Raw genomic sequence first — 22,590 nt, 5'->3', positions numbered from 1 at the left:
GTTCCTTCCGATCACGTCCGGCGGTGACGGACCCCGCCCACAGCGCTCGCCTACGACCTCCCGAATTCCTGGTTGATGAACTCGAAGATCTCGTCATCGGTGGCGGCGTCGAGCCGCTCCGCGACGGTGGCGCCTTCCGTCTTCTCCTGGCCCCCGTCGAGCTTGGCCAGCATCGTTCGCAGCCGGGCGACAATCATCGGATGTTCGGCGTCGTCTAGGGAAACTGCTGAAATGGCCTGCTGGACGCGGTCCAGCTCGTCCAACACCGAGACTTGCTCGACTCCCAGCTTGCCCAGCAGGAACCGGGCGAGCTCGGTGGGCGTCGGGTGGTCGAACACGACCGAGGCGGGCAGCCGCTGGCCGGTGGCCGAGGCGAGCTGGTTGCGCAGCTCGACCGAGGTCAGCGAGTCGAACCCGAGTTCCTTGAACGGACGGACCGGGTCGACCGCGTCGATGCCGGCGTGGCCGAGCACCGCGGCCACGTGCGCCCGCACCAGGTCGACCACGACCCGCTCCCGCTCCGGCCCGGGCAGGCCGGCCAGCTGGTCGGCCAGGCCAGCGGCCGAGGCGTCCGGTTCGGGGGCGGCGTCCACCACGACCTCGGGCAGCTCGTCGAGCAGCGGCCGCCGCCGGGCCGCGGTGAAGCCCTTGGCGAACTGCGCCCAGTCCATGTCCGTCACTGTCACGAACGTCTCGTCGAGCTCCACCGCCTGCCGCAGGCTCGCCACCGCGTACTCGGGACGCATGGTTCGCACGCCCCGCCTGCGCAGGTGTTCGCCGGCTCCCTCGGTGGCGGCCATGCCGCCACCGGCCCAGGCACCCCAGGCGACCGAGGTCGCCGTGGCCCCGCGCGACCGGCGCTGTTCGGCCAGCGCGTCGACGAACGCGTTGCCGGCCGCGTAGGCCGCCTGGCCGCCGCTACCCCACACCGCGGCGTTGGACGACATCAGGACGAACGTGTCCAGCACCGAGTCGTCGAGCAGCTCGTCCAGGTTGATCGCGCCGGCCACCTTGGCCGCGATGACCTCGGCGAACTCCTGGGCGTCGGTCTCGGCCAGCGGACCCGGCCGTTCCACGCCCGCGGCGTGCACGACACCGCGCACCTGGTCGCCGGCCGCCTCCAGTTCCTTGAGCAGCCTGGACAGCGAGTCCCGGTCAGCCACGTCGCAGGCCGCCACGGTGACCCGCGCGCCCAGCGCGGTCAGCTCCGCGTCCAGCTCGGCGACGCCGGGGGTGTCGGCCCCGCGGCGACCGAGCAGCACTAGGTGCTCGGCCCCGTTGCCGGCCAGCCAGCGGGCGACGTGCCCGCCGATGGCCCCGGTGCCGCCGGTGATCAGGGTGGTGCCGACCGGGTTCCAGGCCCGGACCGGCTGGCGGCCGCCCACCGGGTCGTGCACGAGCCGGCGCAGGAACACGCCGTTGTCGCGCACCGCGACCTGGTCCTCACCGTCGACGCCGGCCAGCACGCCACACACCCGCCGCGCGGCCTGGTCGTCCAGGGTCGCCGGCAGGTCGATCAGGCCGCCCCACCGGTCGGGGAACTCCAGGCCGACCACGCGGCCCATCCCCCACACCTGCGCCTGGGCCGGGCTCACGACCCGGTCCGAGCCGCCGGTGGCCACCGCACCGGAGGTGCCCAGCCACAGCGGCGCGGTGATCCCGGCGTCGGCGAGCGCCTGCACCAGGAGCAAGGTGCCGGCGACACCCCGGGTCAGCACCGGGTGCGACGGGAACTCCGCCTCGTCCAGTGCCAGCAGGGAGAGCACCCCGGCGGGCTCACGGCCCACGAGCTCGGCGGCCAGGCCGGCCCGATCGGCCTGGCCCAGGTCGACCCGCACGATCTCGACCCGCGCGCCGGCCTCGGTCAGCGCGGCCGCACTCTCGTCGACGAGCCGGTATTCGCCCTTCGGCGCCACCACCAGCCAGCTGCCGGCCAGGACCGGCGTCGCCGTGTCGGCCAGCGGCCGCCAGGCGATCTGGTAGCGCCACGAGTCGGCCGCGGACTGTTCGCGCTGCTTGCGCCGCCAGGTCGACAGGGCCGGCAGCACGCCGTCCAGCTCGGCGCTGTCCAGCTCCAGGGTGCCGGCCAGTTCCTCCAGGTTGTTGCTCTCGACCGCTTCCCAGAACGCGCCGTCGACCGTGTCCACCGCCGCCTTCCTGGCCCGCAGCTTCGGCCAGTAGGAGACGTGCTGGAACGCGTAGGTCGGCAGGTCCACCAGCCGGCCCGAGATCAGCTTGAGCCAGTCGACCTCGACGCCACGGACGTGCAGCTGGGCCAGGGCCGTGGTGATCGCCTCGACCTCGTCCCGGTTGCGGCGCAGGGTGGCGATGCCGTCGGCCATCCCGGACAGCACGCCGTCCGGCCCGACCTCCAGGAAGGTCGTCACACCCTCGCTGATCAGTGTGGCCACGCCGTCGTGGAACCGCACGGCCGCACGGACGTGCCGCACCCAGTACTCCGGCTCGGTCCACTGCCCGCCGCCGGCCGACGTCGGCACCACCGGAATCCGGGGCTCCGCGTAGGAAAGCCCCTCGGCGATCGTGCGGAACTCGTCGAGCATCGGGTCCATCAGCGGCGAGTGGAACGCGTGCGAGACCTTGAGCCGCTTGGTCTTCTCGAACCGCGCGGCCACCGCCAGCACGGCCTCCTCGTCACCGGAGACGACCACCGAGTCGGGACCGTTGATCGCAGCGATCGACACCTTCTCGGACAGGTAGGGCAGCACCTCGTCCTCGGTCGCCTGGATCGCCACCATCGCACCGCCCTCGGGCAGCGCCTGCATCAGACGGCCCCGCGCGGCGACCAACGTGCAAGCGTCCTCAAGGCTGAGCACGCCAGCGACATGCGCCGCCGCCAGCTCACCAATCGAGTGGCCCACAACGAAGTCCGGCCTGACGCCCCACGACTCCAGCAGACGGAACAGCGCCACCTCGATCGCGAACAACGCCGGCTGCGTGTAACCGGTCTGGTCCAGCTTCGAACTGCCCTCGAAGATCACCTCACGCAGATCGGCGTCCAAGTGCGCCAACACCGCGTCCAACGCCTCGGCGAACACCGGGAAGACCTCGTACAGGCCCTTGCCCATACCCACCCGCTGCGAACCCTGACCGGAGAACATGAACGCCGTCAGACCCTCGACGGCGGCACCGGTCACCACGCCCGGCGCAGGCCGGCCCTCCGCGAACGCACGCAGCGCGTCAACACCGGACACCACCGCGCGGTGCTCGAACGACGTCCTGGAGGTCACCAGCGAGTAGGCCACATCGGCCGCGTCAACTTGGTCCACAATGGACGCCAGTCGAGCCGCCTGATCGCGCAGCGCGCTCTCGGACGCGGCGGACAGAATCCAAGGCGTCACAGCCGACCGCTCGGCGGCCGTCTCCTCGACCGCCGGGGGCTGCTCCAGGATCAGGTGCGCGTTGGTGCCGCTGACACCGAACGACGACACACCGGCCCGGCGCGGGTGATCCGTCTCGGGCCACGGCCGGGCCTCGGTCAGCAGCTCGACCTTGCCGGCACTCCAGTCCACATGGGACGTCGGCTCCGACACGTTGAGCGTCTGCGGCAGCACGCCGTTCTGCATCGCCAACACCATCTTGATGACACCAGCGACACCGGCCGCCGCCTGCGTGTGCGAGATGTTGGACTTCACCGAGCCCAGCCACAACGGCTCGTCCCGGTCCTGACCGTAGGTCGCCAACAGCGCCTGGGCCTCGATCGGGTCACCCAACGTCGTGCCGGTGCCGTGCGCCTCGACAGCGTCCACATCGGACGGAGTGAGGCCGGCGTTGGCCAGCGCCCGGCGGATCACCCGCTGCTGCGAGGGACCGTTCGGGGCCGTCAGACCGTTGGACGCACCGTCCTGGTTGATCGCGCTTCCGCGCAGCACCGCCAAGACCGGGTGACCGTTGCGCACGGCGTCCGACTGACGCTCCAGCACCACCATGCCGACACCCTCGGACCAACCCGTGCCTTCGGCGTCGTCGGAGAAGGCACGGATCCGGCCGTCCGCCGCCAGACCGCGCTGACGCGAGAAGGAGACGAACAGGCCCGGCGTGGACATCACAGTGACACCGCCGGCCAGTGCCAGCGAGCACTCACCGGACCGCAGCGACTGCGCGGCCCAGTGCATCGCCACCAGCGACGCCGAACACGCCGTGTCGACCGTGGCCGACGGGCCCTCCAGGCCCAGCGTGTACGAGACCCGGCCGGAGACGACACTGCCCGCGTTGCCGGTGACGACGTGCCCGGCGATGTCGTCCTCGGCCTCGGTCAGGACCATCAGGTAGTCCTGCCCGTTGGTGCCGACGAACACACCGGTGTCGCTGCCCCGCAACGACCTCGGGTCGATGCCGGCCCGCTCCAGCGCCTCCCACGACGACTCCAGCAGCAGCCGCTGCTGCGGGTCCATCGCCACCGCCTCACGCGGCGACACACCGAAGAAGCCGGCATCGAAGCCCGACGCGCCGTGCAGGAAGGCACCTCCGCGCGCGGTCGTGGTGCCGATGTTGTCGGGGTCGGCGTGGAACAGCGAGTCCAGGTCCCAACCGCGGTCGGTCGGGAAGTCGCCGACCGCGTCGCGGCCGTCGACCAGCATCTGCCACAGGTCCTCGGGCGAGGCCACGCCGCCGGGGAACCGGCAGCTCATGCCCACGATCACCACCGGGTCGTTGTCCGGGTCGACCGTCCGAACCTGCGTCGGCACAACGACTTCGGTGCTCGCGCCGAGCAGGTCGGCGCCGAGCCGGGTCGCCAGCTCGCGGACGGTCGGGTGGTCGAAGACCAACGTGGTCGGCAGCTTCAGTCCCGTCGCCGCGCCGAGCCGGTTGCGCAGCTCGACCGCGGCCAGCGAGTCGAACCCGAGCTCCCGGAACGGCTTCGCCGTCGGCACGGCGTCGACGCCGTCGTGCCCGAGCACATCGGAGACGTGCTTGCGCACCAACGTGACCAGTGTGCGGTCGGCCTCGTCCCGCGGCAGCGCCGACAGCCGGTCCCGCAGCGAGTCACCTTGCTCGGCAACGGTTTCCGTGACGACGAGGTCACGGCTCCACGGCCGTCCGGCGGTGCGCTGCCAGTCCATGTCGATGACCACGAGCGTGGCGTCGCCGTCGTCCAGCGCGCCTTGCAGGGCGCTGATGGCGAGGTCCGGCCGCATCGGGAAGACCCCGGTCTGTCGCAGCCTTTCCTCCACCACACCGGCATCGGCCGCGAGACCGCTGTCCGCCCAAGCGCCCCAGGCGATCGATGTTGCCACCAGGCCGTCGGCCCGGCGCTGCTCGGCGAGGGCGTCCAGGTAAGCGTTGGCAGCCGCGTAGTTCGACTGACCGGCACTACCCAGCACACCGGCGCCCGCCGAGAACAGCACGAACGCCGTCAGCGGCAGATCGCGGGTCAGCTCGTGCAAGTTCTGCGCCGCGGTCACCTTCGGCGCGAAAACACGCTCCACCTTCGACGCGTCCTGGCTCTCCAGCACGCCGTCGTCCAGCACACCGGCCGTGTGGATCACCGCGTTCGGCGGGTATTGCGCGATCAACTCCGCCATGGCGTCTCGATCTGCGGCATCGCAAGCGGCGATCGTCACCTCGGTGCCCAGCTCACGCAGCTCGGCTTCGAGGTCCGCAGCACCATCGGCGTTCCGGCCGCGACGGCTGGTCAGCACCAGGTGGCGCGCACCGGCCTCGGCCAGCCAGCGGGCGACATGCCCACCAAGGGCACCGGTGCCGCCGGTGACCAGCACCGTGCCGTACGGCTGCCACGGGTCGGTGGCCTTGACGTGCGGGGCGGCCTTCGCGAACCGCCGGACCCGGACGCCGCGGTCGCGGATGGCCAGCTCGTCCTCGCCGTCACGACCGGCGAGCACACCGGCCAGGCGGCGCACCGCGATGTCGTCGGCGTCGACCGGGAGGTCCACCACGCCACCCCAGCGCTCGGGCTGTTCGAGGGCGATCACCCGGCCCATGCCCCAGACCTGAGCCTGCTCCGGGTTGGCGATCCGGTCGTTCTCGTCGACCGCGACCGCGCCCTTGGTGACCAGCCACACCTTCGCGTCGGCCTCGATGTCGCCGAGGGCCTGGACAAGGTGCAGCGTGGCCGTGATCGGCTGGTCGAAGGCCAGCAGCGACACGACACCGGCCACCGGCTCGGTCATCGCCGCCCGCAGCTGCCCGGCCAGTGTGGCCCGGTCCGCGCCGTCGGTGACGACGTGGATCGTGTTGTCCCCGAACGTCCAGTCGTTGTCGGCGGCCGTGACCACGACCCAGGTGCCGGTCGCCGGCGAGGCGTCGTCCACCGGCCGCCACGTGACGCGGTGGCGCCAGTCGTCGACCACCGACCGCGTCGTGCTGTCCACAATGGTCTCAAGCCAGTACCGCTTGTGGTCGAACGCGTAGGTCGGCAGATCCACGCTCCGGCCGACCAGGTTCCACTGCACGTCCAGACCGCGGACGTGGGCCTCAGCCAACGACAGCAGCCACCGCTGAAGGCCACCGTCGTTGCGCCGCAACGTGCCCACCGCGACCGCGTCGACACCGGCCTCGTCCACAATGTCCTGAACGCTCATCGTCAGCACCGGATGCGCGCTGGTCTCGATGAAGAACCCGTAACCCTGCTGCGCCAACGACCCGATCGACTCCGCGAACCGAACCTGGTGCCGCAGGTTGCGGTACCAGTAGGCGGCGTCGAGAGACGTGGTGTCCTCGATCCAATCACCGGTCACCGTCGAGAAGAACGCCGTCGACGCTGCCCGCGGCGCGATGCCGTCCAACGCCACAGCCAGATCCGACTCGATCGCCTCGACGTGATCGGTGTGCGAGGCGTAGTCCACCGGAACCATCCGCGCCCGACCACCGCCGGCCTCGACCGCCGCCTGGACCGCGAGCAGCCCCTCCGGCGAGCCGGCCACAACAACCGAACGCGGCCCGTTCACCGCAGCCACGAAGACGCCGTCAACCAGCAGCGGCTCAACCTCGGCCACCGGCAGGGCAACCGACATCATGCCGCCCAGACCGGCCAGCGAGGCGGCAATCGCCTTGCTGCGCAGGGCGACAACCTTCGCGGCGTCATCCAGCGACAGCGCGCCGGCCACACAGGCGGCCGCGATCTCACCCTGTGAGTGACCAACCACCGCGTCCGGCTCGACACCGTGCGAACGCCACAACTCGGCCAGCGACACCATCACCGCGAACAGCACCGGCTGAACGATGTCCACCCGCTCCAGTGCCTCGGCGTCGTTCAGGACGTCCAGCAGCGACCAGTCCACATAGGACAACAGCGCCGCCTCGCACTCCACCATCCGCCGCTCGAACACCGGCGAGGCGGCCAGCAGCTCGGTGGCCATGTCGACCCACTGCGAACCCTGGCCGGGGAAGACGAACACCTTCTTGCCGAAGACATCGGCCACACCCTGCGCCATCGTCGCCGGCAGGTCGCCGTCGGCGAACCGCTCCAGCGCGCCGGTCAGCGAGTCGTGCTGCTGCCCCACCGCGACGGCCCGGTGCTCGAACACCGCCCGCGTGCGGTCCAGCGAGAAGGCCACATCGGTGACGTTCTGCTCCGGGACGGCGGCAAGCCGGCGAGCCTGCGCCCGCAGCGCGGCATCCGACTTTGCCGACAGCACCCACGGCGCGGGCTCGACAGCCGGCGGGCTGGCCGGGATCTCGTCGGCCGCGGGCGCCTGCTCGATGATCACGTGCGCGTTGGTGCCGCTCAGGCCGAACGAGGAGACGCCGGCCCGGCGCGGGCGCCCGGACTCGGTCCACTGCCTTGACTCGGTCAGCAGCTCGACCTTGCCGGCCGTCCAGTCCACGTGCGTGCTGGGCGTGCCGACGTTCAGGGTCTGCGGCAGCACGGCGTGCCGGAGGGCCATCACCATCTTGATCACGCTGGCGACACCGGAGGCCGCCTGGGTGTGACCGATGTTGGACTTGATCGACCCCAACCACAACGGCTCATCCCGGTCCTGCCCGTAAGTCGCCAGCAGGGCCTGGGCCTCAATCGGGTCACCCAGCGTGGTGCCGGTGCCGTGCGCCTCGACAACGTCCACTTCGGACGGAGTGAGGTCAGCCTGGGCCAGCGCCTGGCGGATGACCCGCCGCTGCGACGGACCGTTCGGCGCGGTCAGACCGTTGGACGCACCATCCTGGTTCACCGCGGAACCCCGGACCACGGCCAGGATCTGGTGCCCGTTGCGCTCGGCGTCCGACAGCCGCTCCAACACCACCATGCCGACACCCTCACCCCAGCCGGTGCCGTCGGCGTCATCGGAGAACGCCTTGACCCGGCCGTCGGCGGCGAGCCCGCCCTGGCGGGAGAACTCCTCGAACACCACCGACTGCGCGATCACCGCGACACCACCGGCCAGCGCCAGATCGCACTCGCCGGCCCGCAGCGACTGCGCCGCGAGGTGCATCGCCACCAGCGAGGAGGAGCACGCCGTGTCGATCGTCATCGCCGGCCCCTCAAGGCCCAGCGAGTACGAGATGCGGCCGGACACCACGGAGTGCGCGTTGCCGGTCAGCAGGTAGCCCCGCACCTCGTCCGGGTCGGCGAGCGACCCGGTGCCGTAGCCGTCGGGCGAGCTGCCGACGAAGACACCGGTGGCGGTGCCACGCAGCGCTGACGGGGCCAGACCCGCCCGCTCCAGCGCCTCCCACGACGACTCCAGCAGCAGCCGCTGCTGCGGGTCCATCGCCAGCGCCTCACGCGGGCCGATGCCGAAGAAGCCGGCGTCGAACTTGTCCGCGTCGTCGATGAAGCCGGCCCGGTGCTCGAACGCGCCGGTCAGCGCGGAGAAGTCCCACGACCGGTCCAGCGGGTAGTTGGACGTCGCGTCCCGGCCGTCCAGCACCAGCTTCCACAGCTGTTCGGGCGAGGTGACCCCACCCGGGAAGCGGCACGCCATGCCCACGATGGCCATCGGCTCGTCCACCGCGACGGCGCGGCGGTCCACCGCGTCGGCCTCGGCGCCGAACAGCTCGCCCAACACGTGCTCGGCCAGCGACCGCGCCGACGGGAAGTCGAACACCACGGTCGAGGCCAGCGTGAGCCCGGTGGCGGCGGTGAGCCGGTTGCGCAGTTCCACCGCGGTCAGCGAGTCGAAGCCGAGCTCGCGGAACGCGCGGTCGGGGTCGATCTTGCCGGCTCCTGCGTGCCCGAGGGTCACCGCGGCCTGGGCGCAGATCTCTTCCACCGCAACGCGTTCGCGGTGACCGGCCGGCAGCGCGGCCAGTCGCCCGGCGAACTCGGACACCGATTCGCCAGTAGCGGCCGGGGAAGCCGCGGCCAGCGCCGTGACCACCTCGGGCAGGTCCTCGATCAGCGGACGACGACGGGCGACGGAGAACCCGGGCGCGAACACCGCCCAGTCCATGTCCGCGACCGCGACGAACGTCTCGTCGGCGTCCATGGCCTGGCGCAGCGCCGACAGGGCCAGTTCCGGGGCCATGCTTCGGATTCCGGCCCGGCCCAGCGCCCGCTCGGCCTCGTTGTCCGCGCCCATGCCGATCTCGGCCCACGCGCCCCAGGCCACCGACGTCGCGGTCTCGCCGCGAGCGCGCCGGATCTCGGCCAGGCCGTCCAGGTAGGCGTTGGCCGCGGAGTAGGCGGCCTGACCGCCACTGCCCCAGACCGCGGCGATGGACGAGAACAGGACGAAGGCGTCCAAGTCCTTGCCGCGCAACAGCTCGTCCAGGTTCCGCGCGCCGATGGCCTTGGCGGCCAGGCTGATGCCGAACTCGGACGCCGTGGTGTCGCCGATCAGGTCGGGCCGGGAGACACCGGCGGCGTGGAACACCGACCGCACCGGGGATCCCTCGGCCTCGAGCCGGTCGAGCAGCTCGGCCAGCGAGTCCCGGTCCGCCGCGTCACACGCCGCGATCGTCACTCGGGCGCCGAGGCCGAGGAGCTCGGCCTCCAGTTCCCGCGCGCCGTCGGCCTCGATGCCGCGACGGCTGGTCAGCACCACGTGCTCGGCCCCGGCGCCGGCCACCCAGTGGGCGACCAGGCTGCCCAGGCCGCCGGTGCCGCCTGTGATCAGCACGGTGCCACTCGGCGTCCAGTCACGGGAACCCTTGGCCGCCGGCGCGTGCTCGACCCGGCGGACGAACACGCCCGAGGACCGGACCGCGATCTGGTCCTCGCCGTCGACACCGGCCAGCACCGCGTCCAACCGCTGCGCGGACCGCTCGTCCAGGACCGCCGGGACGTCGACCAGACCGCCCCACAGGTTCGGGAACTCCAGACCCACGACCCGGCCGAAGCCCCACACCTGCGACTGGGACGCGCTGGTCACCTGGTCCGAGCGACCGGTCGACACCGCGCCGGAGGTCAGGATCCACAGCGGGGCGTCGATGCCGGCGTCCCGCAGCGCCTGGGTGGCGACCAATGTCGCCGTCACACCGTGGTTCTCGTCCAGGGCCAGCAGCGACAGCACGCCATCGACCCGTTCGCCGGCCAGCCGCTCGGCCAGGCCCTGGCGGTCGAGCGCAGTGAGGTCGACGTCGACGCGGACGATCTCCGCGCCGGTCAGGGCGTCGAGGTGGTCCTGCCCCTGGCCGGTCGGGGCCAGCGCCAGCCACCGGCCGGACAGGGCCGCGCCCCGCACCGACATCGGCTTCCACCGCACCCGGTAGCGCCAGCCGTCCACAGTGGACTGCTCACGCTGCTTGCGCCGCCACGAGGACAGCAGCGGCAGCACATCGCCCAGCTCCGAGCCGTCGACCTCCAGGGTGTCGGCCAGCGCCTCCAGGTTGTTGTTCTCGACCGCGGCCCAGAACGCGCTGTCCACGCTGTCGACAACGGCCTTCGCAGCGGCAGTGCCCGGCTTCGGCCAGTAGCGCTCGTGCTGGAAGGCGTAGGTCGGCAGGTCGATCAGCCGGCCGGAGATCAGTTTGAGCCAGTCGACCCGGACACCGCTGACGTGCAGCTGGGCCAGGGCCGTGGTGATCGCCTCGACCTCGTCCCGGTTGCGGCGCAGCACCGCGATGCCGTCGGCCATCCCGGACAGCACGCCGTCCGGCCCGACCTCCAGCAGCGTCGTCACGCCCTCACGGCGCAGGGTCGAAACCCCGTCGTTGAACCGGACGGCCTCCCGGACGTGCCGGACCCAGTACTCGGCGTCGAACTCGGTGACCAGCTCACCGGTCAGGTTCGACACCACCGAAATCGTCGGCCGGCCGTAGCTGATGGTCTCCGCCACCTGGCGGAACTCGGCCAGCATCGGATCCATCAACGGCGAGTGGAACGCGTGCGACACCGTGAGCCGCTTGGTCTTCTCGAACCGCGCCGCCACCGCCAGCACAGCGTCCTCAACACCCGACACCACAACCGAAGTCGGCCCGTTGATCGCCGCGATGGACACACCGTCGGTCAGGTGCGGCAACACCTGGTCCTCGGTGGCCTGAATCGCGACCATCGCGCCGCCCTCGGGCAGCGCCTGCATCAAACGCCCGCGAGCGGAGACCAGCTTGCACGCGTCCGCGAGGGACAGCACACCAGCCACATGCGCCGCCGCCAGCTCACCGATCGAGTGCCCGACCAGGAAGTCCGGCTTGACACCCCACGACTCCAGCAGACGGAACAGTGCCACCTCGATGGCGAACAGCGCCGGCTGGGTGTATCCCGTCTGGTCCAGGTCGGCGGAGCCCTCGAACATCACCCCGCGCAGATCGGCATCCAGGTGCTCGAACACCGCGTCCAGCGCCTCGGCGAACACCGGGAAGGCCGCGTAGAGCTCCTTACCCATGCCCACCCGCTGCGAACCCTGACCGGAGAACATGAACGCGGTCAGACCGTCAACCGCGGTGCCAGTCACCACACCCGGCGCGGCCTGCCCGGCAGCAAGTCCGCGCAGTGCGTCAGCACCGAACACCACGGCACGGTGCTCGAACGACGTCCGCGAGGACACCAGCGAGTAGGCCACATCCGCCGCGTCAACACCGTCCACACGGGACACCAGACGCGCGGCCTGATCCCGCAGAGCTTCTGGCGAATTGCCGGAAAGCACCCACGGCGCCACAACCGAACGCTCGATCTCAGGCACCTCGACCGCCGACGCCTGCTCCAGGATCACGTGCGCGTTCGTGCCACTAACACCGAACGACGACACACCAGCCCGACGCGGACCGGAACCGACCGGCCACTCCCGCGATTCGGTCAGCAGCTCGACCTTGCCGGCGCTCCAGTCCACATGGGACGTCGGCTCCGACACGTTGAGCGTCTGCGGAAGCACGCCGTTCCGCATCGCCAGCACCATCTTGATGACGCCGGCGACACCGGCCGCGGCTTGGGTGTGACCGATGTTGGACTTGATCGAACCCAGCCACAACGGCTCGTCACGGTCCTGGCCATAGGTCGCCAGCAACGCCTGGGCCTCGATCGGGTCACCCAGCGTCGTGCCCGTGCCATGCGCCTCCACAGCATCCACATCGGACACCGACAAGCCGGCCTGAGCCAGGGCCTGACGGATCACCCGCTGCTGCGACGGACCATTCGGCGCGGTCAGGCCATTCGAAGCACCATCCTGGTTGATCGCACTTCCACGCAGCACCGCCAAGATCGGGTGACCGTTGCGCTCAGCGTCGGACTGACGCTCCAGCACGATCATGCCGACGCCTTCACCCCACGCGGTGCCCTCGGCGTCGTCAGAGAAGGCCCGGATCCGGCCGTCCGCCGACAGGCCGCGCTGCCGGCTGAACTCCACGAGGACGCCCGGCGTGGACATCACCGACACACCGCCGGCCAGCGCCAACGAGCACTCACCTGACCGCAGCGCCTGCGCGGCCCAGTGCATCGCGACCAGCGACGCCGAGCACGCGGTGTCCAGTGTCACCGAAGGACCTTCGAGGCCCAGCGTGTAGGAGACCCGGCCCGAGACGACACTGCTGGCGTTGCCGGTGAGGGCGTGTCCGGCGACGTCGTCGTCGGACTGCGTCAGCACCATCGGGTAGTCCTGCCCGTTGGTGCCGATGAACACACCGGCCGGCGAACCCTTGAGCGAGTGCGGGTCGATGCCGGCCCGTTCCAGGGCCTCCCACGACGCCTCCAGCAGCAACCGCTGCTGCGGGTCCATCGCCAGCGCCTCACGCGGGCTGATCCCGAAGAACCCGGCGTCGAACTGCGACGCGTCGGCGAGGAAGGCGCCGCCACGGGCGTAGGTCGTGCCGAGGTGGTCGGGGTCCGGGTGGTGCAGGTTGTCGAGGTCCCAGTTGCGGTCGGTCGGGAAGTCGCCGACCGCGTCCCGGCCCTCCACCAACAGCTGCCACAGGTCCTCGGGCGAGGCGATGCCGCCGGGGAACCGGCAGCTCATGGCCACCACGACCACCGGGTCGGTCTCCGGGTCGACCGTGCGCACGGGTGTCAAGGCGACGGCCCCGGCGCTGGCGCCGAGCAGCTCGGCACCGAGCAGGCCGGCCAGCTCGCGGACGGTCGGGTGGTCGAATACCAACGTGGTCGGCAGCTTCAACCCGGTCGCCGCGCCGAGCCGGTTGCGCAGTTCGACCGCGGTCAGCGAGTCGAACCCGAGTTCGCGGAACTGCCGTCCCAGCGGCACGTCCTCGACACCGTCGTGCCCGAGGACCTCGGCGACCTGCTTGCGCACCAACGTGATCAGCGCGCGGTCGGCTTCATCGCGGGAGAGCGCCGACAGGCGGTCCCGCAGCGAGTCACCCGTGCTGGCGCCGGTCTCGGTTTCCACCAGCTCACGGCTCCACGGCCGGCCGGCGGCGCGCTGCCAGTCCATGTCGACGACCACGAGCGTGGTGTCGCCGTCGTCGAGCGCGCCCTGCAGCGCGCTGATCGCCAGACCCGGCCGCATCGGTAAGACCCCGGTCTGCCGCAGCCGCTCCTCGACCACGCCCGCGTCAGCCGCGAGGCCGCTGTCGGCCCAGGCACCCCAGGCCACCGACGTCGCCACCAGCCCATCGGCGCGGCGCTGCTCGGCCAGGGCGTCCAGGTAGGCGTTGGCAGCGGCGTAGTTGGCCTGGCCAGCGCTACCCAGCACACCGGCGGCCGACGAGAACAGCACAAACGCCGTCAGCGGCAGGTCGCGGGTCAGCTCGTCCAAGTTCTGCGCCGCAGTCACCTTGGGCGCGAACACGCGGTCCAGCCGTGCCGCGTCCTGGCTCTCCAGCACGCCGTCGTCCAACACACCGGCGGTGTGAATCACGGCGTTCGGCGGGTACTGGGCGATCAACTCCGCCATGGCGGTCCGGTCGGCGGCGTCGCAGGCCGCGATCGTCACCTCGGCACCGAGCTCGGTCAGTTCGGCTTCCAGTTCCGCGACGCCATCGGCGTCCCGGCCCCGACGGCTGGTCAGCACCAGGTGGCTCGCGCCGGCCTCGGCCAGCCAGCGGGCGACGTGCGCGCCGAGCGCGCCAGTGCCGCCGGTGACCAGGACGGTGCCGTCCGGCTGCCACGGGTCGGTGGCCTTGACGTGCGGGGCGGCCAGCGTGAGTCGCCGCGCGAAGACCCCTGCCGCACGGACCGCCAGCTCGTCCTCATCGTCGTGACCAGCGAGGACGCCGGTCAGCCGGCGCAGCACGATGTCGTCGACGTCGGCGGGCACGTCGACCAGACCGCCCCAGCGCTCGGGGTGTTCGAGCGCGATCACGCGGCCCATGCCCCAGACCTGCGCCTGCTCGGGGTCGCCGATCCGGTCGTTGTCGCCGATCGAGACCGCGCCCTGCGTCACCAGCCACAGCGGGGCGTCGGCGTCGATGTCGCCCAGCGCCTGGGTGAGGTGCAGGGTCGCGGTGACGGGTCGGTCGAGTGCCAGCAGCGACACGACACCGGCCACCGGCTCGGCCAGCCCGGCCCGCAGCTGCTCGGCCAGCGTGGCCCGGTCCCCGCCGTCGGTGACGACGTGGATCGTGTTGTCGCCGATCGTCCAGTTGTGCTCGGCGGACGGCGTGACCACCAGCCAGGTCCCGGTGGCGGGCTTGGCATCGGCCACGGGACGCCAGGTGACGCGGTGGCGCCAGTCGTCGACCGTCGAACGCACCGGACCGTCCACAACGGACTTGAGCCAGTAGTACCTGCGGTCGAAGGCATAGGTGGGCAGGTCGACGGACCGGCCGGTCAGCTTCCAGTCGACGTCCAGACCGCGGACGTGGGCCTCGGCCAGCGACAGCAGCCACCGCTGAAGGCCACCGTCGTTGCGCCGCAACGTGCCCACCGCGACCGCGTCGACACCGGCCTCGTCCAGCACATCCTGGACGCTCATGGTCAGCACTGCGTGGGCGCTGGTCTCGATGAAGAACCCGTAACCCTGCTCGGCCAACACCCGCACCGACTCCGCGAACCGAACCTGGTGCCGCAGGTTGCGGTACCAGTAGGCGGCGTCGAGCTCGGTCGTGTCGGTGATCCAGTCATTGGTCACGGTCGAGAAGAACGCCGTCGACGACGCCTGCGGCGTGATGCCGTCCAGCGCGGTGAGCAACTCCGACTCGATCGCCTCGACGTGGTCGGTGTGCGAGGCGTAGTCCACCGGGACCATCCGCGCCCGACCACCGCCGGCCTCAACCGTCGCCTGAATGGCCAGCAGCCCCTCCGGGGAGCCAGCGACCACGACCGAACGCGGGCCGTTGGTGGCGGCGATGGAGACGCCGTCGACCAGCAGCGGTTCGACCTCGGCCACCGGCAGGGCAACCGACATCATGCCACCGAGACCGGCCAGCGAAGCGGCGATCACCTGGCTGCGCAAGGCAACGATCTTCGCGGCGTCATCCAGCGACAGCGCACCGGCCACACAGGCGGCCGCGATCTCGCCCTGCGAGTGGCCGATCACCGCGTCCGGCTGAACGCCGTGCGAACGCCACAGCGCGGCCAGCGACACCATCGTCGCGAACATCACCGGTTGCACGACATCGACCCGTTCCAGGGCCTCGGCGTCGGACAGCACCTCGGTCAGCGACCAGTCCACATAGGACGACAGCGCCGCCTCGCACTCGGCCATCCGAGCCGCGAACACCGGCGAGGTCGCCAGCAGCTCGGTGGTCATGCCGACCCACTGCGAACCCTGGCCGGGGAAGACGAAGACCTTCTTGCCGACGACGTCGGCAACACCGTGCACGGCGGTCGCGGCGAGGTCGCCCTCGGCGAACCGGTCGAGAACCGACGCCAGCGAGTCGTGCTGCTGCCCCACCGCGACGACGCGGTGGTCGAACTCCGATCGGGTGCTCAGCAGGGAGAACGCCACGTCGGCGACGTTCTGCTCGGGGAACGCGGCCAGCTTGCGGGCCTGCTCACGCAGTGCCGCGTCCGACTTCGCCGACAGGATGAGCGGAACCGGCTGGGCCACCGGCTCACTGGCCGGCACCTCCTTGGCCGCCGGGGCCTGCTCGATGATCACGTGCGCGTTGGTGCCGCTCACACCGAACGACGACACACCAGCCCGACGGGGGCGGCCGGTCTCCGGCCACGCCCGCTGCTCGGTCAGCAGCTCGACCGCACCCTCGGTCCAATCCACATGCGAGCTCGGGACGTCGACGTGCAGGGTCTGCGGCAGCACACCGTGCCGCATCGCCATCACCATCTTGATCACACCGGCGACACCAGCGGCGGCCTGCGTGTGACCGATGTTGGACTTGATCGACCCCAGCCACAACGGCTCGTCCCGATCCTGACCATAGGTCGCCAGAATCGCCTGCGCCTCGATCGGGTCGCCGAGAGTCGTGCCGGTGCCGTGCGCTTCCACGGTGTCCACATCGGACGGTGTGAGGCCGGCGACGGCCAGCGCCCGGCGGATCACCCGCTGCTGCGACGGACCGTTCGGCGCGGTAAGACCGTTGGAGGCACCGTCCTGGTTGACCGCGGAACCCTTGACCACGGCCAGGATCTGGTGCCCGTTGCGGCGGGCGTCGGACTGCCGCTCCAGCAGCACCATGCCCACGCCCTCGGAGAAACCGGTGCCGTCGGCGGCGTCCGCGAACGACCGGCATCGGCTGTCGGCCGACAGACCGCGCAGGGTGGAGAACTCGACGAACAGCTCCGGCGTGGACATCACAGCCACACCGCCGGCCAGGGCCAGCGAGGACTCACCCGACCGCAGCGCCTGCATCGCGAGGTGCATGGCCACCAACGACGACGAGCACGCCGTGTCGACCGTGACCGCCGGCCCCTCCAGACCGAACGTGTAGGAAACGCGGCCGGACGCGATCGAACCGGTGTTGTGGTTGCCCTCGTACTCGTGGTACATCAGGCCCGCGAACACACCAGTGTCACTGCCCCGCAACGACTTCGGATCGATGCCGGCCCGCTCGAACGTCTCCCACGCGGTCTCCAGCAGCAACCGCTGCTGCGGGTCGACGGTGAGCGCCTCGCGGGGCGAGATGCCGAAGAACCCGGCGTCGAACTCCCCGGCGTCGTAGAGGAAACCGCCGCCGCGGACGTGCGTTGTGCCGGGGTGGTCGGGGTCCGGGTGGTAGATGGCGTCGAGGTCCCAGCCGCGGTCGGTGGGCATCCCGGAGATGGCGTCGACGCCGCCGATCACCAGGCCCCACAGGTCCTCCGGCGAGCCGACCCCGCCGGGGAAGCGGCAGGCCATGCCGACGATCACGATCGGGTCGTCGTCGGCCGCGGCCACCGGCACGGCCTCGACAACGGTCCGCTCCCCCTCCAGCAGCGTCAGCAGGTGGCGGGCGAGCACGGCCGGCGACGGGTGGTCGAAGACCAGCGTGGCCGGCAGCTTCAGACCGGTGGCGGCGGTGAGCTGGTTGCGCAGGGTCACCGCGGTCAGCGAGTCGAAGCCGAGCTCACGGAAGGCGTTGTCGGGTCGCACGGCCTCCAGGCCGGCGTGGCCGAGCACCGACGCCGCGTGCTCGCGCACCAGGTCGAGCAGCGCCTTGCCGCGCTCCTCGGGCGCGAGGGCGGCGATGCCACGGGCGAACGCCGAGCCCTCGACGGTCGCGGCCTTGGCCATGCGACGGGTCGTGGTGCGGATCAGGCCGCGCAGCAGGTGCGGCACGTCCTTGATCCTGAAGTCCAGCGCGACCGGGACGAGTAAGGCCCGGTCGGTGCCCAGCGCGGCGTCGAACAGCCGCATACCGTCCTTATTGGACAGTGTGTTGACGCGCATCCGGGACTTCTCGGCGGTGTCCAGGTGCCCGGTCATGCCGCTGGCCTGCTCCCACAGGCCCCAGGCCAGCGAGACACCAGGCCGACCGCTGGCCCGCCGGTGCTGGGCCAACGCGTCCAGGTAGGAGTTGGCGGCGGCGTAGTTGCCCTGGCCGGGCCCGCCGAACACGCCGGCGCCCGAGGAGAACAGGATGAAGGCGTCCAGATCGCCGGTCAGCTCGTGCAGGTTGCGGGCGGCGTCGACCTTGGGCCGCAGCACGGTGTCCAGCCGCTCCGGCGTCAGCGACGTGACGATGCCGTCGTCCAGCACACCGGCGCTGTGCACGACGGCGGTCACCGGGTGCTCGGCGAGCAGTGCCGCCAGCGCGTCCCGGTCGGCGGCGTCGCAGGCCGCGATCGTCACGGTCGCGCCGAGCCCGGTGAGCTCCTGCTCCACAGTGGACGCACCAGGCGCGTCCGGGCCACGCCGGCTGGTCAGCAGCAGGTTGCGCACACCGTGTTCGGCGACGAGGTGCTTGGCCACCAGTGCGCCGATCAGGCCGGTGCCACCGGTGATCAGGACTGTGCCCTCGGTGTTCCAGGTGAAATCGTCGCCGGCGTCAGCGCGGGCCAGGCGCGGCATGCGGAGTTCGCCGTCGCGGACGGCGATCTGCGGCTCACCGGTCCTCGCGGCGGCGTCGACGGCCTCTCGGGAGGCGGGCTCGTCGTCGATGTCGATCAGGGTGAACCGGCCGGGGTTCTCGTTCTGGGCCGAACGGAACAGGCCCAGCACGGCCGCCGCCATCAGGTTCGGCACGTCCTCGTCCGCGCCGACCGCGACCGCGCCCGTGCTGACGAGCACGAGCCGGGACTGCTCGTTCGCGAGCCATTCCTGGGCCAGTGCAAGCGCTTCGTGCAGGTCATGCGGCGCATCCCGGACCACGTACTCGGAGTTGTCGTCGGCCGAGACGGCCGGGACCCACTCCACCTCGTACAGCGAGTCGACGCGCTGACGCAGCCCGCCCTTGGGCAGCGGCCGCGACACGATCCGCTCGACCGACACCACCGGCGCGCCGGTCTCGTCGGCGCCCAGCACCCGGCCGTCGGGCGTGACGTGCACGCGCAGGGTGTCGGCGCCGACCGCGTGCAGCGTCACGCCGGTCCAGGCGAAGGGCAGCGCGACCTCGTCGCCCTGGTCGATCAGGTACGAGTGCAGGGCGGCGTCGAGCAGCGCCGGGTGCACGCCGAAGCGGGCAGCCAGGTCGCGCTGGTCGTCGGGCAGCCTGATCTCGGCGTAGATGTCGTTGCCCGAGCGCCACGCGGCGCGCAGGCCCTGGAACACCGGGCCGTAGCCGAAACCGGTCTCGGCCAACCGGCCGTAGATGTCGCCGAACTCAACCGGGGTCGCGCCGGCCGGCGGCCACACCGACAGATCGAACGTGGTGGCCGGGACCGTCGCGGTGAGAGTGCCGGTGGCGTGCCGGGTCCACGGCACGTCCTCGCTCTCGCGGGAGTTGACCGTGACGGTCCGGTTGCCGGCCTCGTCGGCAGCTGTCACCGCGACCTGGAGCTGGACGCCGCCCTGCGCGGGCAGCGTCAGCGGGGTCTCCAGCGCCAGATCGGCCAGGTTGGCGCAGCCCACCTGCTCGCCGGCGTGCAGGACCAACTCGACGAAAGCCGTGCCGGGCAACAGAACCGTGCCGAGCACGGCGTGGTCGGCCAGCCAGGGATGGGTGCGGCTGGAGATGCGGCCGGTGAAGACCAGGCGGTCGTCGTCGGCGACGGCCATCGCCGCGCCCAGCAGCGGGTGGTCAGTCGCCCGCAGGCCGGCCGACGTGACGTCGGCACGAGCGGACTGCTTGGGCTCCAACCAGAAACGGTCGAGCTGGAACGCGTAGGTCGGCAACTCGGTGCGGCGGACGTCGACGCCCGCGAACACGGCGTCCCAGTCGAGCTTGAGGCCGACGGCGTGCGCCTCGCCCAGCGAGGTGAGCCAGCGCTGGGCGCCGCCGTCGTCACGACGCAGCGAGCCCAGGACGACGGCGTCGTCGTCCAGGGTCTCCCGCAGGCCGAACGCCAGCACCGGGTGCGGGCTGGACTCGATGAAGTACCGGTGGCCGCTCTCGGCCAGCGCCTGGGCCGTCTTCGCGAACCACACGGTCTGGCGCAGGTTGGTGTACCAGTATTCGGCGGTCAGGCCGGTGGTGTCGAACTCCTCGCCGGTCACCGCGGAGTAGAACGGCACCTCGGCCGCACGCGGCCGGATCGGGGCGAGGATCTCCAGCAGCTCCTCGCGCAGCGACTCGACCTGCGCCGAGTGCGAGGAGTAGTCCACCGGGATCGCCTTGGCCCGGTCGATCGTGGCCAGCACGGTGGCCAGGCCGTCGGGGTCACCCGAGACCACCACCGAGGACGGACCGTTCACCGCCGCGATGGAAACACCCTCGGGCAGCTCGATCTGGTCCACCGGCAGCGGCACGGAGACCATGCCACCACGGCCAGACAGGGCCAGGATCGCCTTGGACCGCAAGGCAACGACCCGCGCCGCGTCCTGAAGGGACAGTGCGCCGGCGACACAGGCGGCGGCGATCTCACCCTGCGAGTGGCCGACCACAGCCGACGGTTCGACCCCGAACGACCGCCACAGCGCGGCCAGCGACACCATCACCGCGAACAGCACCGGCTGCACGACGTCGACCCGCTCCAGCGCCTCGGCGTCACCGAGGACATCCAGCAGCGACCAGTCGACGAACTCGGACAGCGCCTCGGCGCACTCGTTCATCCTGTCGGCGAACACCGGGTAGGCCTCGATCAGGTCGACGGCCATGCCGACCCACTGCGAACCCTGGCCGGGGAACACGAACGCGACCTTGCCGCGGCCCAGCGCGCGACCGCGCAGCACCCTCGGCGACGGCGCAGCGCCGATGACCGCGTCCAGCGCCTCACGGAAGTCGTCCCGGTCCCGGCCGATCAGGACCGCGCGCTCGTCGAACGCGCTCCTGGTGGTGGCCAGCGAGAAACCGATGTCCGCCACGGAGAAACCGTCGTCCAGCGCGTCCCGCAGCCGCCGGGCCTGATCACTGAGCGCCTGCTCGGTCCGCCCCGACAGCGGCCAGGGCACAACCGTGCTTTTGCCGCGCGTTCCGCGCGGGGTAGGCGGCTCTGGAGCCTGCTCGATGATCACGTGGGCGTTGGTGCCGCTGACGCCGAAGGAGGACACGCCGGCGCGGCGCGGCCGGTCGGCCCGCGCCGGCCACGGCACCTGCTCGGTCGCCAGCCGGACCGTGCCGGCTGACCAGTCCACATGGGACGTCGGCTCGGACACATGCAAAGTCTTGGGCAGCACGCCGTTCTGCAGCGCCAGCACCATCTTCATCACGCCGGCCACACCGGCGGCGGCCTGGGTGTGGCCGATGTTGGACTTGATCGACCCCAGCCACAGCGGCCGTTCCTGGTCCCGGTCGCGGCCGTAGGTCGCGATCAGCGCCTGCGCCTCGATCGGGTCGCCGAGGGTGGTGCCGGTGCCGTGCGCCTCGACGGCGTCCACTTCGGACGCCGACAGGTTGGCGTTGTTCAGCGCCTGCCGGATGACCCGCTGCTGCGACGGGCCGTTCGGGGCGGTCAGGCCGTTGGACGCGCCGTCCTGGTTGACCGCGGAACCCTTGAGCACGGCCAGGATCGGGTGTCCGTTGCGCTTGGCGTCGGACAGCCGCTCCAGCACGACCATGCCGACGCCCTCGCCCCAGCCGGTGCCGTCGGTGTCGTCGGAGAACGCCCGGACCCGCCCGTCCTTGGACAGGCCGCGCTGCCGGGAGAAGATCGAGAAGATGGTCGGCGTGGACATCACCGTGACCCCGCCGGCCAGCGCCAGCGAGCACTCGCCGGACCGCAGTGCCTGCGCGGCCAGGTGCATCGCCACCAGCGACGCCGAGCAGGCCGTGTCCATGGTGACCGCGGGACCCTCGAACCCGAAGGTGTAGGAGAGCCGGCCGGCCATCACCGAGGCGTTGTTGCCGGTGGCCTGGTAGGCCTCGGTCTCCTCGACGGCCTCGGCCGCGAGCAGGCCGTAGTCCTGGCCGTTGGTGCCGGTGAACACACCGACCGGCCCGCCCTTGAGCGAGTGCGGGTCGATGCCGGCGCGTTCCATCGCCTCCCACGAGGTCGCCAGCAACAGCCGCTGCTGCGGGTCCATCGCCACCGCCTCGCGCGGGGAGATGCCGAAGAACGCCGGGTCGAACTCGGCCGCGTCGTCCAGGAAACCGCCCTGGTCGACGTAGCTGGCGCCGACCCGGTCCGGGTCGGAGTCGATGAGCGTCTCCAGGTCCCAGCCGCGGTCGGTGGGGAAGCCGGACATGGCGTCGGTGCCGTCGGCGAGCAGCCGCCACAGGTCCTCGGGAGTCCGCACACCGCCGGGGAACCGACACGCCATGGACACGATCGCGATCGGTTCCCTCGCCGCGTCCACCAGTTCGCGGTTCTGCGCGCGCAGCGTCTCGATCTGCTTGACCGCGGTCCGGAGCGCTTCGACGACCTTCGCCGTC

The 22,590-nt window shown here is 71.5% G+C and carries 1 pseudogene; it reads right to left on the bottom strand.

The features are described 5' to 3' along the window. Positions 1-50: 50 nt before the first annotated feature. Positions 51-22,580 (bottom strand): annotated as a pseudogene (locus JJ691_RS52825) (type I polyketide synthase); the annotation flags it as partial. Positions 22,581-22,590: the final 10 nt, after the last annotated feature.

This window comes from Kutzneria sp. CA-103260 (assembly GCF_018263855.1).
In the GTDB taxonomy this organism is placed as follows: domain Bacteria; phylum Actinomycetota; class Actinomycetes; order Mycobacteriales; family Pseudonocardiaceae; genus Kutzneria.
Note: the sequence above shows the minus strand (reverse complement) of the source record. Positions and strands in the feature narration are given on the sequence as shown.